We start from the raw sequence: 15182 nt of genomic DNA, 5'->3' as shown, positions 1-15182 counted from the left end.
AGTTGTATAGCCGCAGCCATCCGGCTTTCAACTGGTGTATAATGCGGCGCACAATCCGCGGGGTGCGCGAATCCTGTCAAAGTGCAAAGCGCAGCCCGGTCCTCAAAATAGAGCCTTGACGGCCCGAGTCTGATTGGAGAGTCCCGAATGAGCGTTATTCGCCAGGATGATTTCATCAGCAGCGTTGCAGATGCGCTGCAGTTCATCTCCTACTACCACCCGATCGATTTTATCCAGGGTGTGCATGAAGCCTATCTTAAGGAGCAGAACCCGGCGGCGAAGGACGCCATGGCGCAGATCCTGATCAACTCACGCATGTGCGCCGAAGGCCATCGCCCGATCTGTCAGGATACCGGTATTGTCACCGTATTCCTGAAAGTGGGGATGAATGTGCAGTGGGACGCCAAGATGTCGGTGACCGATATGGTCAACGAAGGTGTGCGCCGCGCTTACCTGAACCCGGACAACGTGCTGCGTGCCTCCATCCTCGCCGATCCGGCCGGCAAGCGTCAGAACACCAAGGACAACACTCCGGCGGTGATCCACTACGAGATCGTCGAGGGCGATGAGGTCGAGGTTCACGTGGCGGCCAAGGGGGGCGGTTCCGAGAACAAGTCCAAGATGGTAATGCTGAACCCGTCCGACAGCATCGTCGACTGGATCGTCAAGACCGTACCGACCATGGGCGCCGGCTGGTGTCCGCCGGGCATGCTCGGTATCGGTATCGGCGGTACCGCGGAGAAAGCGGCGGTACTGGCGAAAGAGTCGCTGATGGATCCGATCGATATCCACGAGCTGCGTGAGCGCGGTCCGCAGAACCGCGTGGAAGAGCTGCGTCTGGAGATCATGGATGCGGTTAATGCGCTGGGCATCGGTGCTCAGGGCTTGGGTGGTCTGACCACGATTCTCGACGTCAAGATCAAGGACTACCCAACCCACGCCGCCTCTCTGCCGGTGTGCATGATTCCGAACTGTGCCGCGACCCGCCACACCCACTTCACGCTCAACGGCAACGGGCCGGCCGTACTGACTCCGCCGAGTCTGGACGAGTGGCCGGAGGTGACCTTCGAGGTCGGCGCCAACACCCGCCGTGTCAACCTGGACGAGATCACCCCGGAAGCGGTGAAAGAGTGGAAGGTGGGTGAGACCATCCTGCTCAACGGTAAGATGCTGACCGGTCGCGACGCTGCGCACAAGCGCATGGTCGAGATGCTGAACAACGGCGAAGAGCTGCCGGTGGACCTGAAGGGGCGCTTCATCTACTACGTGGGTCCGGTCGATCCGGTGCGTGACGAAGTGGTGGGCCCGGCCGGTCCGACAACGTCAACTCGCATGGACAAGTTCACCCGTCAGATCCTCGAGAGTACCGGTCTGCTCGGCATGATCGGCAAGTCCGAGCGCGGTCCAGTGGCGATCGAGGCGATCAAGGACAGCCAGGCGGTTTACCTGATGGCGGTGGGTGGTGCGGCTTACCTGGTGTCCAAGGCAATTACCCACGCCGACGTTATCGCCTTCCCGGAACTGGGCATGGAAGCGATCTACGAGTTCGAGGTCAAGGATATGCCGGTCACCGTGGCCGTCGATACCTCCGGCGAGTCGGTGCACAACACCGGTCCGGCCAAGTGGAAGGATATCATCGCGCACAGCGCCTGATTCCACTTCTGTCGCTACCTCAAGAACCCCGGCCTTGCCGGGGTTTTTTATGCTTCGCAACCGCCGAACCGCAGAGGCGACTTGATCTGTATCAAGCCACCCCGCAAACAGTACTGAAGTACTAGAGTGCGATTGCTGCACTGCGGAATATAGTTGACCTATCCGTTAATAACTTTCCGAGGTATGTCTCATGAACAGTCGATGGATAGCAGCCGCGTCGTTGAGTGCTCTGTTCGCAGTGCCGCTGGCGTTGGCCGAAGATGGCGAGCAGGATGCGATGGTAGCCGCCGGGCGTGCGGTATTCCACAAGTGCGAAGCCTGCCACACGATCGATTCGGCTAAAAACGGCTTCGGGCCAGATCTGCATGGTGTGGTTGGCCGCAAGGCGGGTACGGTACCGCGCTTTGCCTACTCCGATGCGCTGAAAAACTCGGGGCTGACCTGGACCGAAGATAACCTGCGCCAGTGGGTGGTGGACAACGAAGGATTGGTGCCGGGTACCCGTATGCGTCACGTGTCGGTATCCGACCCGGTTGAGCAGGACTACCTGATCGCGTTCCTCAAATCGCTTAAGTAAGAGTCGCTCAAGTAATCACGCCTGTTCAGCACTGGGCTGCTTCTTCGGAAGTAGCCCCTCCCGCCTGAGGCGGGCCTTGAACGCCTTCATTACCGGCCGTGAGATCATCGTTTCCGCCAGCACCCGCTTCTCGTACACCAGATCCAGCAGTTGCGCAGAAGGATGGTCCAACGCTTCCCGAATCAGCGCGTGCAGATCGTTTTTCAGTCGTTCGCCCTCCAGTGTTACACAGTGGGCATAGAGTTCCCGCGTCAGCCGCTTGTCCTCCTCGTTCATCTTGCACTTGCCGTCGAGGATCTTCAGCATCAGCGCGATCACGCAGTCGATCTCCTTCAGCGATAGCCTGTGGTTTCGCAACCACTCAGCGGCTGGTACTAACGCACTCATCGGGGATCGGTCCCAGACATGTCGAGACCGCGGAAGCCGGCGCAGTGTTCAAATACCTCGAGGCTAGGGGCGCAACTTCGGAACTGGCAGAACTTGGCCACCAGCTTGGCCAGTCCCTTGATATCGCGGCCGCTGGCGCCGGCAAAGCGGGTGGCCAGCTGGTCGGGCATGGCGGCGTCGAGATCCAGGCCGAACTGCTGTGCCATCACTTGCCAGATGCGGCTGCGCTCGCTCCGGTCCGGGTGTAGGTAGCGCACCATGGCAATACAGCGGGAGATGATCGCCTCGTCGATATCATCGATGCGGTTGGTGGTCAGGAACAGCAGGCCGTTGAAGTACTCCAGCACGCGCAGGAAGACGCCGACCACCGCGTTCATGGTCAGGTTGTCGTCGCGGCGCTTGATATAGACATCGGCCTCGTCGATCAGCATCACCGCGCCCCAGCGCTGGGCGCGGATCAGCACCTCCTTAAGGTTCTTTTCCATCTCGCCCACGTTGAGGCCGAGCTGACCGGAGTGCACCCGGTACAGTGGGCGGCCGATGATCTCGGCGTAAACCTCGGCGGTCAACGTCTTGCCGACGCCGGCCGGGCCGCTGCAGAGCACGGTGGTGCCGCCGGATTTGCCGTCGATGATATCGTCCAGCAGCATCTCCATCTCGGCGGTGAGGATATCGATCAGGTCGATATGCTCCTGCGGCAGTACCAGCTTCTGCTTCAGTTCCGGCTGGTAGATATAAGGGGTCAGGTTATCCACATGCACCCAGAGGTGGTGGTGCAGCTCCAGATGAAACATCAGGATAAAACCGTGTACCGGTATGCGACAGAACATCCCCTCCGGGATCTGCTCCGCCAGTGCCTCTATCCGCTTGTCCACTGCTCCGGAGAAGCTGGATTGGCGGGCGATGCGCTTGAGGATCGCATTGAGGATGTTGCCGCTCTGGTTGAGTGTCAGTTCGCGGTCGGCCAGCACCTCCTCGTCATTGACCAGTCTGGCCGGGCTGCCGCTGGTGGAGAGGATCACGCGTGGTTTGCGGCCCCAGTCGGCGTTACGATGCGACGCCGCCGGGTCTTCGGCATAGATGCCGGTGCCGCGGCCGGAGAACTGCTCGCCAAAGTTGGAGCGCCAATTCAGATAACGCTCGGTGGCTTCGTCGAACTGCTGCAGCAGGGTCGGTGTTTCGCGCAGATAGCCCTTGGTGGCCAGCAGCTCCACCAGCGATTGTCCATGCAGGTCGCGCTCGGAGATGATCAGCTGCTTGGTTTGCAGCTTGCCCCGACTGTTGGCCTTCAGATCGATCACGATGCGGGCTTGCTCCTCGCTGCCGGCCGGTGTGTAGTCGATACGGCTGAGGGTGTAGGGCAGCAGCGTACCGCTGCCCTCCAGGCGGAACAGCCAACCGCGGCTGACGTTCTGGCTGACATACTCGATCAGAACCGGCAGCAGGTTCTCCAGCTCCTCCTCCACCTGTGGTGGTTGCGGGTCTGCGCTGGCTTCTCGCAACGCCTGCAGCTGCGCCTGCTTGCCGGCTCCGCCAGCGATCTGCTGATAGATATCGATGAGTACGCCGAGCTGTTCATGGTTGAACGCCTGGAACGGGATCTCGACCCGGCTGGCGAGCTTGAGTTGCTCCTCCCAGCTGGACAGGGAGGAGCAACGTTCGAACAGTTTAATGGCGACGGCGCGCTCGATCTGCAGTTTCACCCTGGTCTCCTTGGTGTGAGGTGTTCAACTGCAGATCGCAAGCCGCATGCCAGACGTAACTGATTGAAATATATATCCAGCCAATGGGCGTTCTGTTTGATTCATCACAATCTGTCGGACAACTGTTCGCAGTTTTAGCGCGGCTTGGCCCCTTTATGGCGTTCGATTGTCACTCGGTGGAGCCTTTCCCACGTCAGGCTCAGGGTTGCCAGATTCTCTTGCTGCCCTCGCGCACCGCATCCGCTCGTGAAATGCCCATATCCCTCAGTGTATGGGATTCAAGCGTGAGCAGGTGGCGGCGCTGACGCTGGCGTTGCTGCAGATAGCGGAGTCGCCGATAGAGGCGGCGAGCAGTGTTGAATATGGACATCGTGCTCTCCTAAATGTCGTTGTGTTGTTGAAGAGCAGGATATGAAAGGCTAGTTTATGTATACAGATCCAGTTATTATATTTTTTTAGAGTACAGATCGATCTATTTTACATCTGTTTCGGTTTTCTTTTCGTAAACTGTATCGGTGTTGATAGAAGGGGGAGTTATATCTGTGAAGCTGTATGAGGAGTTGGCGGAGTCTCTGCGTCAGCGTATAGAGCAGGGGTTTTATGCCGGGGGCGATCGCATGCCCTCTATCCGCACGCTGGTCCGTGAGCACGGTGTCAGTGTGACCACCGCGCAGGAGGCGTACCGACAGCTCGAAGATGCTGGGCTCGTGGAGTCAAGACCCAAGTCGGGTTATTTTGCCCGGGTGCGCTGTTCGACTCCGGAGTTGCCGCGGGTTGGCAGGCCGGTGCGCCGTCCCATCGAGGTATCGAAATGGGAGGATGTGCTCAATATGCTGGGTGCTGAAACGCCCTCCAAGGTGTTTTCCCTCGGTCATGCGATGCCAGACTTTACCGGTCCGACACTCAAGCCGTTGCTGAAGCTTTGGTCGATGCAGGCGCGCCGCAGCGATATGCGGGGCTTGGAATACGACAGCCTGAAGGGCACCGAAGAGCTGCGGACACAGGTGGCCAGGCTGGGCAATCACTCAGGCTGTCAGCTGGATCCCGATGAGCTGATCATCACCACCGGCTGCCAGGAAGCGCTGTTCTGCGCTCTGCGCGCGGTGACTCAACCCGGTGATGTGGTGGCGGTGGATTCACCCTGTTTTTACGGTGCGATGCAGGCGATCAAGGCCAATGACCTCAGGGTGATGGAGATTCCGACACACGCCGAAACCGGTCTCAGTATCGAGGCGCTGGAGTTGGCGCTGGAGCAGTGGCCGATCAAGGCGGTGCTGGTGACGCCGACCTGCAACAACCCCCTCGGCTATACCATGCCGGAATCGCGCAAGCGGGACCTGCTGCTGCTGGCCCAGCGTTTCGATATCGCCATTATCGAGGATGATATCTATGGCGATCTGGCCTATGCATGGCCGCGCCCCCGGGCAATCAAGGCCTTCGATACCGACGGCCGGGTGCTGCTGTGCAGCTCGTTCTCGAAAACCCTTGCACCGGGTTTGCGGCTGGGCTGGATCGCGCCGGGACGTTACCGCACGGAAGTGATCCATAACAAGTTCGTGTCCACGGCGGCGTCCAGCACCCTGTCGCAGCTGGCCGTGGCACAGTTCATCGCCGAAGGGGGGTATGAGCGCCATCTGCGCAAGATGAGGGCGCAGTATCAGCGCAACCGCGACCTGATGGTGAACTGGTTGGAGCAGCATTTCCCGGCCGGGGTGCGTATCAGTTTTCCCCAAGGCGGTTATCTGCTCTGGCTTGAATTTGCCAGCGAGGTGGACTGTGTCGAGCTCAATCGTGAGCTCAGCGATACGCAGTTCCGTATTGCGCCGGGGGTGCTGTTTTCCGCCTCGGGCAAGTATCGCAACTGCATGCGACTGAACTTCGTCAATGGACTGGATCGCCAGACGGAGGAAGCGCTGCTGACCCTGGCGGCGCTGATCGACCAGCGTTATGCGAAGGCAGGTTGAGCCGCCATATCGCCGCTGCTTCGGTTTTTCAGTGCCGAAATGTCAGCCGCGGGGCAACATGAACAAACTGATTAACGGCATCGGCCACAGCTCGGTAGAATGCGGGGCAAGCGACTGAGTGCAAGCTTCAGGTCGAGCGCTGCATTAGGGCGACTGCCCTGGTGTGGGTAAAGGTAGAGGTCAGATTTGAGATTAAGGCGAAAAAGAGGTGATACGCGCAAGCGCAGAGGGTTCTTCGCACGGGTGCGGAGGGGGTTCCTTTGGTTGCTGCTGGGCGGGGTTGGTGCTTTGCTGTCGCTTCTGCTGATTCTGCGCTTTGTCGATCCTCCGGTGTGGAGTTGGCAGGTGCACCGCATGTTGAACCCGCCGGAGGGGTATCCAGCCGAGGTCCGGCACCAGTGGGTGGATCTGGAAAAAATACCGCACTCTGTGCAACTTGCCGTCATCGCCTCCGAGGATCAGCGCTTCCCGCTGCACTCGGGAGTCGACACCCGGGCGATCAGCCAGGCGCTGGAGGAGGCGCTGGCGGGGGATCGCCTGCGCGGTGCCAGCACCCTGACCCAGCAAACGGCTAAAAACCTGCTGCTCTGGCCTGGGCGCGACTGGCTGCGCAAGGGACTTGAATTGCCGTTGGCGCTGCTACTCGAGCTGATGTGGGGCAAGCAGCGTATCCTCGAGGTGTACCTCAATATCGTCGAGTTTGGACCCGGTGTATACGGTGTTGCGGCGGCGAGCGAGTATTGGTTCAAACGCCCCGTGTCGCAGCTGACACCCTCGCAGTCCGCCCGTCTGGCGGCGATTTTGCCCAATCCCTGGCAGTACCGTGCCGAGCCGCCGGGCCGCTACGTGCTCCAGCGCAGTTACTGGATAGAGCGGCAGATGATGCAGCTGGGGGTTGCCTGGCTGTCACCCTTGCGGCAATGAATAACCCAGCGCGAAGGTCGGAAGTTGTTTGCCTCTGAGGTATACTGCGCCCAGCCCCCCGCTATTTGACCGGTTAATCCCTATGCAGACTCCGACCCCCATTCAACAGCTCGCCTCGGTGCCGGCTGGACGATCACCCGCTCCGTTCCTGCCCATGTCGCGGGAGGAGATGGCGCGCCTGGGTTGGGATGCCTGCGATATCATTATCGTGACCGGCGATGCCTATGTGGACCACCCGTCGTTCGGCATGGCGATCATCGGTCGCCTGCTGGAGGCCCAGGGCTTCCGCGTCGGTATCATCGCCCAGCCCGATTGGCACAGCGCCGATGCGTTCCGCGCGCTGGGCAAGCCCAGACTGTTCTTCGGTGTTGCCGCCGGCAACATGGACTCGATGATCAACCGCTACACGGCGGACCGGAAAAAACGCTCGGACGATGCCTATACACCGGGCGGTGAGGCGGGCAAGCGCCCCGATCGAGCCAGTCTGGTCTACAGCCAGCGCTGCCGGGAGGCGTACAGGGAGGTACCGATTATTCTGGGCGGTATCGAGGCGTCGCTGCGCCGTATTGCCCACTATGATTACTGGCAGGACAAGGTGCGGCGCTCTATTCTGCTCGATGCACGGGCCGATCTGCTGTTGTACGGCAACGCCGAGCGTGCCGTGGTGGAGCTGGCCCACCGTCTGGCCTCAGGCGAATCGATTGAACGGATCACGGATATTCGTGGCACCGCGTTTGTTCGCCGCGATACTCCAGAGGGCTGGATGGAGATCGACTCCACCCGCATCGACCGTCCGGGCAAGATCGACAAGATCGTCAACCCCTACGTCAATACCCGCGACCTGCCCGCCTGCGAGCTCGAGCGGCAGAGCGCCGAGGCCCCCTCGGACAGCGACGAGGTTCAGCTGCTGCATATCGAGCCGGGACCGCGCCAGCGGCTCGACCGCAGCCATACCGTGATCCGCATTCCCTCCTATGAGAAGGTCAGCAAGGATCCGGTGCTCTATGCTCATGCCAGCCGGGTGCTGCATCTGGAAACCAACCCGGGCAATGCTCGCGCGCTGGTGCAGCTGCATGGCGATCAGGAGGTCTGGCTCAATCCGCCGCCGATTCCGCTGAGCATGGAGGAGATGGATTACGTCTTCGACCTGTCCTATGCGCGGGTGCCGCATCCGGCCTACGGTAAGCAGGAGATACCGGCCTACAAGATGATCCGTTTCTCGGTCAATATCATGCGCGGTTGCTTCGGCGGCTGTACCTTCTGTTCGATCACCGAGCACGAGGGGCGCATCATCCAGAACCGCTCCCAGGAGTCGATCATTCGCGAGATCGAGGAGATTCGCGACAAGGTGCCGGGCTTTACCGGCGTGATCTCCGACCTGGGCGGGCCGACCGCGAATATGTACCGTCTGGCGTGCAAAAGCCGCGAGATCGAGGCTGCCTGCCGTAAGCCCTCCTGTGTCTATCCCGGGATCTGCCATAACCTGAATACCGATCATGCCGCGCTGACCCGGCTCTATCGCGAGGCGCGTAAGCTCAAGGGGGTGAAGAAGATACTGATCGCCTCGGGGCTGCGTTACGACCTGGCCGTAGAGGACCCGGAGTATGTGCGTGAGCTGGTGACGCATCACGTCGGCGGCTATCTGAAGATCGCACCGGAGCATACCGAACGTGGGCCGCTGGACAAGATGATGAAGCCTGGTATCGGCACCTACGATGCGTTCAAGAAGATGTTTGAACGCTTCTCCGCGGAGGCGGGCAAGGATCAGTACCTGATACCCTACTTCATCGCCGCTCATCCCGGCACCACCGACGAAGATATGATGAACCTGGCGCTCTGGCTAAAGCGCAACGGCTTCAAGGCCGACCAGGTGCAGGCGTTCTACCCCTCGCCGATGGCGACCGCCACGGCGATGTACCATAGCGGGCGCAACCCGCTACGCCGGCTCAGTTACAAGAAGAGTACTGAAAAGGTCGAGACCGTAAAGGGTGAGCGGCAGCGTCGGCTGCACAAGGCTTTCCTGCGCTGGCACGACCCGGAGAACTGGCCTCTGCTGCGTGACGCGCTCAAGGAGATGGGGCGTGCGGACCTGATCGGATCCACTGAGCAGCAGTTGATCCCGGAGCGTCAGCCGGATGAGGGCTACGTTGCGCCTCGGCGCAAGAACTCACAAAAATCCGCCCGCGCAGGCAAAGGCCGGCTGCTGACCCAGCATACCGGACTGCCTCCACGTGAGACGACGGCGCCGCGACCGGGTAAGGGGCGGAACCCGTCAGCCTCGGGTAAGGCGGGCTCCGGTACAGCACAGGTGCGCCGGTCTGAAGCGAACAAAGGGAAAACCGCCCCGCGCACTGGTGGCAAGGGACGAGGGCAGGACAGGCCGGCCGGGCGCAAGGCCCGGCGGGTTTAAACGCGAAAGCGGCTGATCAGCTGTTCCAGCTGCTCGGCCATTGCGGCTTGTTGTTCCGCTTGCAGGCTCAGGTCTCGTGCATGCTGACTGATTGTCTCGGCGCTGTCATCGATAGTTGAGATGCTGCGGCCGATGTCGTTCATGGCGGCCGACTCCTCCTCGGCTGCGGCGGCTATCTGTGTCGACAGCGAGCTGATGTTGTCCACGGCGTCGACGATATTATCCAGTGCATCGCTGACATCCCGAATCTGGTCGGTGGTCGAGGCCATGTCGCGCCGGTTATCCTCCATCAAACGGCTTGCATCCTCGGTCTGTGCCTGCAGGCGCTTGATGATCTCCTCGATCTGCGCCGTGGAGGCGTGGGTCTTCTGCGCCAGGGTGCGGACCTCGTCGGCAACGACGGAGAAACCGCGTCCCTGTTCGCCGGCCCGGGCGGCTTCTATCGCGGCGTTGAGCGCCAGCAGGTTGGTCTGTTCGGAGATGGCGTTGATCACATCAATTACTTGGGAGATGGTGTCGCTGCTGCCCCTCAGCTCAGCGGTAATATCGCTGACGCGGGCGATATCCTCGCCCAGTTGCTGAATGGCGCCGAAGGCAGACTTCATTCGGGTATGCCCGATCGCAGCAAGCTCATTCGCCGAGCGTGCGACATCGGATGCGTTCGAGGTACTGTCAGCCACATCGGCGATGGCGGTTGAGACCTCTTCGATAGCGGCGGCAACCTGCACCGTCTCGGCACTCTGTACCTTGAGGCTGTGTTCCGTCTGCTGCACCGTCTGGCGGGTATTGCGTGCCTCCTGGCTGAGCCGGCGGCTGGCATCGGTCACCTCGCGGATGGCAGAGGAAAATCCCTCCAGTGTATGGTTAAGGGCAAGGGCGACATCCCCCAGTTCATCCGATGACAGCTGTTCCGCGCGTACGCCGAGATCATTGTCGTTACGTACTTTGTCCATTGTAAGACTGAGTGTACGGACCTGACGGTTAACCGTGTGACTTATGCGCAGGGAGAGGCCGCCAACCAGAAGCAGCGCACTGAGCAGCATGCCCAGTTCAATCCACATGCGCAGACTGGCAGAGGCGAGATCGCGCTTCGCCTGCATCACCAAGGCGGTGGCGATGCTGTCCTCCATCTCCTTCATCAGGTTGATGCGTGCGGTGGCGCGTTCGAACCACTCGGTACCACTAATGCCGAAACCGCCCTGGTCGGCTTTCTCGATCGCGATGGAGCGGCGTTTCTCGACGTCGGCGAAGGCGCCCTGTTGGCTGAGCGTCTGCCACTGCTGTTTCAGCGCTGCGGGCGCGGTGACGTCAAACTGGGACAGGTAGGTGTTCTGCTCCGATACCAGCGTGAGGAAGCGGGCGAACAGTCCAGGTGCGAACCGGTCGGCCGAGAAGGTGTTGCTCAGCACCGCGCGCTCTATGCCGGCACGCTCCTTGGCCTGAAGAAAGGCGAAAAAGGCGCTGGCGGTTCGACTTAGATCGGCACTGGTACTGATGATCGACAGTTCGCCGGCAATTGAGAGCAGCTCTTTGTTGAGTCCGGTGTAGTAACCCAGGGCTCGCTTCAGGTCGAGCGCGCGGGCGTCGGTTTCTCTCCGTATGGTCGTTAGTTGTCTCAGTTGGTCGTCGATCCTTGTCAGTGTCTGGTCGATCTTGGGTTCACTGATCTCCAGGGTCGAGCGGTAATCGCGCCAGCGTTTCAACGCCTGGTCCGTTAACCGTCGCTGACTGTTGAGCTTGTCGGCGAAGGCTGTATCGCCTGAACCGAGCCAGCCGCTGGTGGCGCCGCGCTCCTTCTGCAGTTCGTGGACCAGTGCGCTGTTGTAGGTTGAAAGTTGCGCGTAGTGCTCGAGTCGCGCCAGGGCCCTGCTGGTATTCAGGTCGGTAATCGACAGCGAAACCAGTAGTAGGGTGAGGAGCATCAAGGGTAAGAGCGCAAGTGTAAGGATCTTGTGTGCGAATTTGAGCTTCATCCGTTAACTCCCGTATTCCTTAGCTGACGCACTTTAGTGCAGCGTTACCTGGCGTTTGTGACAACGTGAAATGACCAGGTGGGTTCACACTCAGCCTAGTATTACACAGCTAATGCTCTATCAGGCAGGGTCAGGTTGCATTGTGCTGAAGAGTTTAGGCGTAAACCTCGGGCCGAATAAATAGTAAAAAGGGCTCATATCATCGGCAAAGGCCATTGTAATTGGTTTGAACTGGAGTATTATGCGGAAAAGGTTGTCCTCCGGTTGGCAGCTTTATTGGCGCATAGAATGCGCAGTTTGAGGCGAATCCGCCATGGCTGGGTAGGTGAAAATTCAGCGTGCGGATAGGATGCGAAAGACCGGACCCGCCAGCGGGTAAGCTGGTTCGGAGTTTCATTTAGTTTGATGCTACAAATTTTTCGCGGGTTTTTGACCGCAAAGCTTCATAAATTGCCGGTACGATCCAATAGTCAGGGACCGACGGCCTTTGAAGTGACTGCCAACTCTCCTTTCTCGGCCATTCTGGCCGCCGTTCTCCGTTTGACACAAACGTTCCGAGTTTCTGCGCGAGTTCCCGCTTGTCAGGTGCAGGGTTGCTGGCGTTTGTCCGGAGAGCAGGGGATGAGTGTCCAGGCTAAGTGAGCCAGGGCCCGATGCAGCGCTGGAGCGCTGCGTCAACAGTGTTCAGCGCCGCGGGTAATTCTGCGCGCGGTTGCCGGAACGGCGAGGTTTGACTCGGGTAGTCGATCAGCGCCAAGCAGGATTCGGGATCGCCCGGACTTGTTATAAACCAGATCGGAATACAGGATTTCGATCGGACTGAAGTCGCCAGCCTGAGGCTGGTATGAAAGAAAAAAGAAAGAGGCAAAACATGTCACAGCTCGTAACCGGCACCGTTAAATGGTTCAACGATGAAAAAGGCTTCGGCTTCATCCAGCAGGAAAACGGTCCTGACGTATTCGTTCACTTCCGTGCAATCAACGGCACTGGCCGTCGTACTCTGCACGAAAACCAGCAGGTTACTTTCGAAGTAACTCAGGGCCAGAAAGGTCCTCAGGCTGAGAACGTAACGGTCGTCGCGTAAGTAACACCGTATACGGAGGAGTGGACACCATGTGTCCGCTCCTCGCGCTCCATACCCTTCTCGCTATTCAGCTCGCGTTTGCGATTTGAAAGCCAAGCGCTCGTCAGTTTTTCAGGCATCCCTGCAGCTTCAGTCCAAGTTCGTCCATATCCAGCGATTGTGTGGATAACAGCTCTATACGTGAGTCCCGGCGCCAGGCCAGCTGCGTAACTGAGCGCTCCTGCAGCATGCGGTTGTATCCGATCCAGCCGTGGCCGATACGGATGGCGGCTTTTATACGCAGGCTGTCCCGTTGCTGATCCAGAAACTCCAAGATGCGCGTCGAGTCGAAACAGTCGTCGGCGTGAAACAGCCAGCTCTGGCTGTGGAACCCCTCCATCTCCCCTTTGAACCGCAACGGCTGCCCAGGCTCTGCAGCCTGCTCTGGCGTACTCTGCTCCAGGTTCGGCGCGACAGTACGCGGGCGCAGGGACGGACGGGCGGCGGTTGTCGAACCGCTACGAACACGGTCGAGAAGTGTCGGGTCGAGTTCGCCCATACGGGTTGTCAATACCTGTTGCTTGGGCGGAAACATGTTGTTCGACAGCGCTTGCGCCTCGCCAAGCTGTTCAGCCGAACACAGGTCGGCCTTGTTCAGCACCAGAATGTCGGCAAGATCGATCTGATCGCCGAATACCGGGTTTGCCAGAATCTCCGGTTGTTCCAGTACCCGGGGATCGATCAGGCAGATCATCGATCGCAGGTCGATCACACTGGCGAAATCCGGGCCGAGCAGCAGATCAACAATGCCCAGGGGGTGACCGAGGCCGGTGGGCTCGATAATCAGGCGATCGGGACGTGCGCTGCGCAGAAGGCGGGTCAGCGCCACCCTGAGTTGTGGGCCACGCGCGCAGCACAGGCAACCTCCCGGTATCTCCTGAATCTGGATGCTGTCATCCTGACTGATCAGCGACTGGTCGACGCCAATCTGGCCGAACTCATTGACCAGTACAGCCCAGCGTTCCTGAGCCGGTTTACGGGTCAGCAGGTGGTTGATGGCGGTGGTTTTCCCCGCCCCCAGAAAGCCGGTGATGATATTGGTCGGAACCGATCTGATGACGTTGATAGCAACCACCTCTGAAGAGTAAGACTGACGAGGGGGCGAATTGTCCTGTGCCGTTGCCGAAACGGCAAGCAGTATGGCAGCACCTGGCGTTGGCTGGCGTCCTTCAAGGCCGGCTCAGTCCGTCAGGCACACTCTTGTTCGAAGCGGCGCTTGGCTTCCAGATAGCGCGGGGTGGGGCCGACATCCTCGTACACGGGTTCATCGTCCTCGACCCGGATAACGCGCGTCCCGGCACGGTAGGGCATTTTCTCCTCTACCTCGACGAGTACCTGGTGCAGCAGACAGGCGGTGACTTCGTCGACGCTAAGTCCATAGACCTCAGCCAGGGCTTTCAGGCGGACCAGGTCCTCATGGTCGATCTTTAAACTGACGGCGCGCTCGTTGGCCACGCGACGTGAGCGAGTTTCGAGCTCGGTGAGCAGGGAGTTGATGTGTCGTTCAGGCATGATGTTCACATCTCTCGTCTGATTGCTGGGTTACATTCCCAGCATAGACGAGAGTTAATGCGCTGCCTATAGGCAGAGCCGCAATCCGGCGGCTAGTGGGTTGACCGTGCTGCCGATCACTTTTTCAGAAAACCGCGGGACTGCAGGAACGGCAGCATATGCGGACGCGCCTCCTTTACCAGCATGCCCGATATCTGTCCGCTCCAGCTCATCTCCTTGTTGCCGCCGGTACGGGTACGGTAGTACTCGAGTACCTGTTCATCGTAGCTGGCGATGGCTCCGTGGTCCTGGCTGTCATCGTAGCGATCATGCTTAAGCACCACATCCAGCGGCAGCCGGGGCTTGGTCTCGGGATCCTGGGCCGGATAGCCCATGCAGAGTCCAAATACCGGGTAGACCAGTTCGGGCAGTTCCAGCAGATTGGCGACCCGCTCGATCTGGTTGCGCAGTCCGCCGATGTAGACCAGGCCCAGGTTGAGTGACTCGGCGGCAATGGCCACATTCTGTGCGAACAGGGCACAGTCGAGCGAGGCGGTCAGAAACTGTTCGGTATAGCCGGATTGCATATCCGCGCCGTGCATCTGACAGGCGAGTTGATGGCGGCGCATATCGGCACAGAACACCAGAAAACGCGGCGCAGTGGCCACATAGGCCTGATTGCCGGCGCACTCGGCCAGCTCGGCACGCAGATCCGGGTTATCCACCTGAATAACGGTACAGGCCTGGATAAAGCTGGAGGTGGCGGCACACTGGCCCGCCTCGATCAGCGTGTTGACGGTTTCCTGGTCGATGGGCTCCGGACGGAACTTGCGAATGGAGCGGTGCTGTTTTAGCAGCTCAATAACGGCGTTCATCTTGGGTATATCCTTTTCACTGTATCGTGAGGCCCTCAATGGTGCCAGCTTAATACGTTCACGGCCAATGCATAGGCTGTATAAACGCTATTAACAGCGTTT

General features: G+C 59.7%; 13 protein-coding genes. 6 read left to right on the top strand and 7 right to left on the bottom strand.

The features are described from left to right. The first annotated feature begins 147 nt into the window (after positions 1-147). Positions 148-1653, top strand: a complete 1506-nt coding sequence (locus tag IEX40_RS03240) for a fumarate hydratase (RefSeq protein ID WP_188745642.1) — start codon at positions 148-150, stop codon at positions 1651-1653. 190 nt (positions 1654-1843) lie between these two features. Beyond that, entirely contained in the window at positions 1844-2230 is a 387-nt protein-coding gene (locus IEX40_RS03235) for a c-type cytochrome (RefSeq protein WP_188745641.1), read from the top strand. 15 nt (positions 2231-2245) lie between these two features. On the opposite strand, the gene IEX40_RS03230 is transcribed toward IEX40_RS03235, so the two are convergent. From IEX40_RS03230 to IEX40_RS03220, 3 genes are all read right to left on the bottom strand, one after another. Next, complete coding sequence (locus IEX40_RS03230) at positions 2246-2617, bottom strand: hypothetical protein (protein ID WP_188745640.1); 372 nt, start codon at positions 2615-2617, stop codon at positions 2246-2248. After that, on the bottom strand, positions 2614-4320 hold the full coding sequence (locus IEX40_RS03225; protein ID WP_188745639.1) for an ATP-binding protein: 1707 nt from the start codon (positions 4318-4320) through the stop codon (positions 2614-2616). Before IEX40_RS03225 ends, IEX40_RS03230 begins: the two co-directional genes overlap by 4 nt. Before the next feature lie 199 nt (positions 4321-4519). Then, on the bottom strand, positions 4520-4690 hold the full coding sequence (locus IEX40_RS03220; RefSeq protein WP_188745638.1) for a YjiS-like domain-containing protein: 171 nt from the start codon (positions 4688-4690) through the stop codon (positions 4520-4522). Positions 4691-4862: 172 nt separating this feature from the next. Here IEX40_RS03220 and IEX40_RS03215 point away from each other — a divergent pair, with 172 nt between their 5' ends. The 3 genes from IEX40_RS03215 (at position 4863) to IEX40_RS03205 (ending at position 9618) form a co-directional block, all read left to right on the top strand. Further along, entirely contained in the window at positions 4863-6284 is a 1422-nt protein-coding gene (locus IEX40_RS03215) for an aminotransferase-like domain-containing protein (protein WP_188745637.1), read from the top strand. 243 nt (positions 6285-6527) lie between these two features. Beyond that, positions 6528-7208 (top strand): monofunctional biosynthetic peptidoglycan transglycosylase, encoded by a 681-nt coding sequence (gene mtgA, locus IEX40_RS03210; RefSeq protein WP_268235759.1) that lies wholly within the window; start codon positions 6528-6530, stop codon positions 7206-7208. A gap of 82 nt (positions 7209-7290) precedes the next feature. Next, complete coding sequence (locus IEX40_RS03205; RefSeq protein ID WP_188745635.1) at positions 7291-9618, top strand: YgiQ family radical SAM protein; 2328 nt, start codon at positions 7291-7293, stop codon at positions 9616-9618. Here IEX40_RS03205 and IEX40_RS03200 read toward each other — a convergent pair. Then, entirely contained in the window at positions 9615-11591 is a 1977-nt protein-coding gene (locus tag IEX40_RS03200) for a methyl-accepting chemotaxis protein (RefSeq protein ID WP_188745634.1), read from the bottom strand. The genes IEX40_RS03205 and IEX40_RS03200 overlap by 4 nt on opposite strands. 871 nt (positions 11592-12462) lie before the next feature. Here IEX40_RS03200 and IEX40_RS03195 point away from each other — a divergent pair. Further along, a complete protein-coding gene (locus IEX40_RS03195) occupies positions 12463-12675 on the top strand; it encodes a cold-shock protein (protein ID WP_010325086.1) in 213 nt (70 codons plus the stop codon). Between the two features lie 103 nt (positions 12676-12778). On the opposite strand, the gene IEX40_RS03190 is transcribed toward IEX40_RS03195, so the two are convergent. From IEX40_RS03190 to nfsA, 3 genes are all read right to left on the bottom strand, one after another. Further along, a complete protein-coding gene (locus IEX40_RS03190) occupies positions 12779-13789 on the bottom strand; it encodes a CobW family GTP-binding protein (protein ID WP_188745633.1) in 1011 nt (336 codons plus the stop codon). A gap of 113 nt (positions 13790-13902) precedes the next feature. Beyond that, positions 13903-14226, bottom strand: coding sequence for a hypothetical protein (locus IEX40_RS03185; protein ID WP_188745632.1), 324 nt, complete (start codon positions 14224-14226; stop codon positions 13903-13905). Positions 14227-14342: 116 nt separating this feature from the next. Beyond that, positions 14343-15080 (bottom strand): oxygen-insensitive NADPH nitroreductase, encoded by a 738-nt coding sequence (gene nfsA / locus IEX40_RS03180; RefSeq protein ID WP_188745631.1) that lies wholly within the window; start codon positions 15078-15080, stop codon positions 14343-14345. Between the last annotated feature and the right edge of the window lie 102 nt (positions 15081-15182).

This window comes from Marinobacterium zhoushanense (assembly GCF_014641945.1).
In the GTDB taxonomy this organism is placed as follows: Bacteria; Pseudomonadota; Gammaproteobacteria; order Pseudomonadales; family Balneatricaceae; genus Marinobacterium_D; species Marinobacterium_D zhoushanense.
This window is presented reverse-complemented; position numbering and strand designations above follow the sequence as displayed.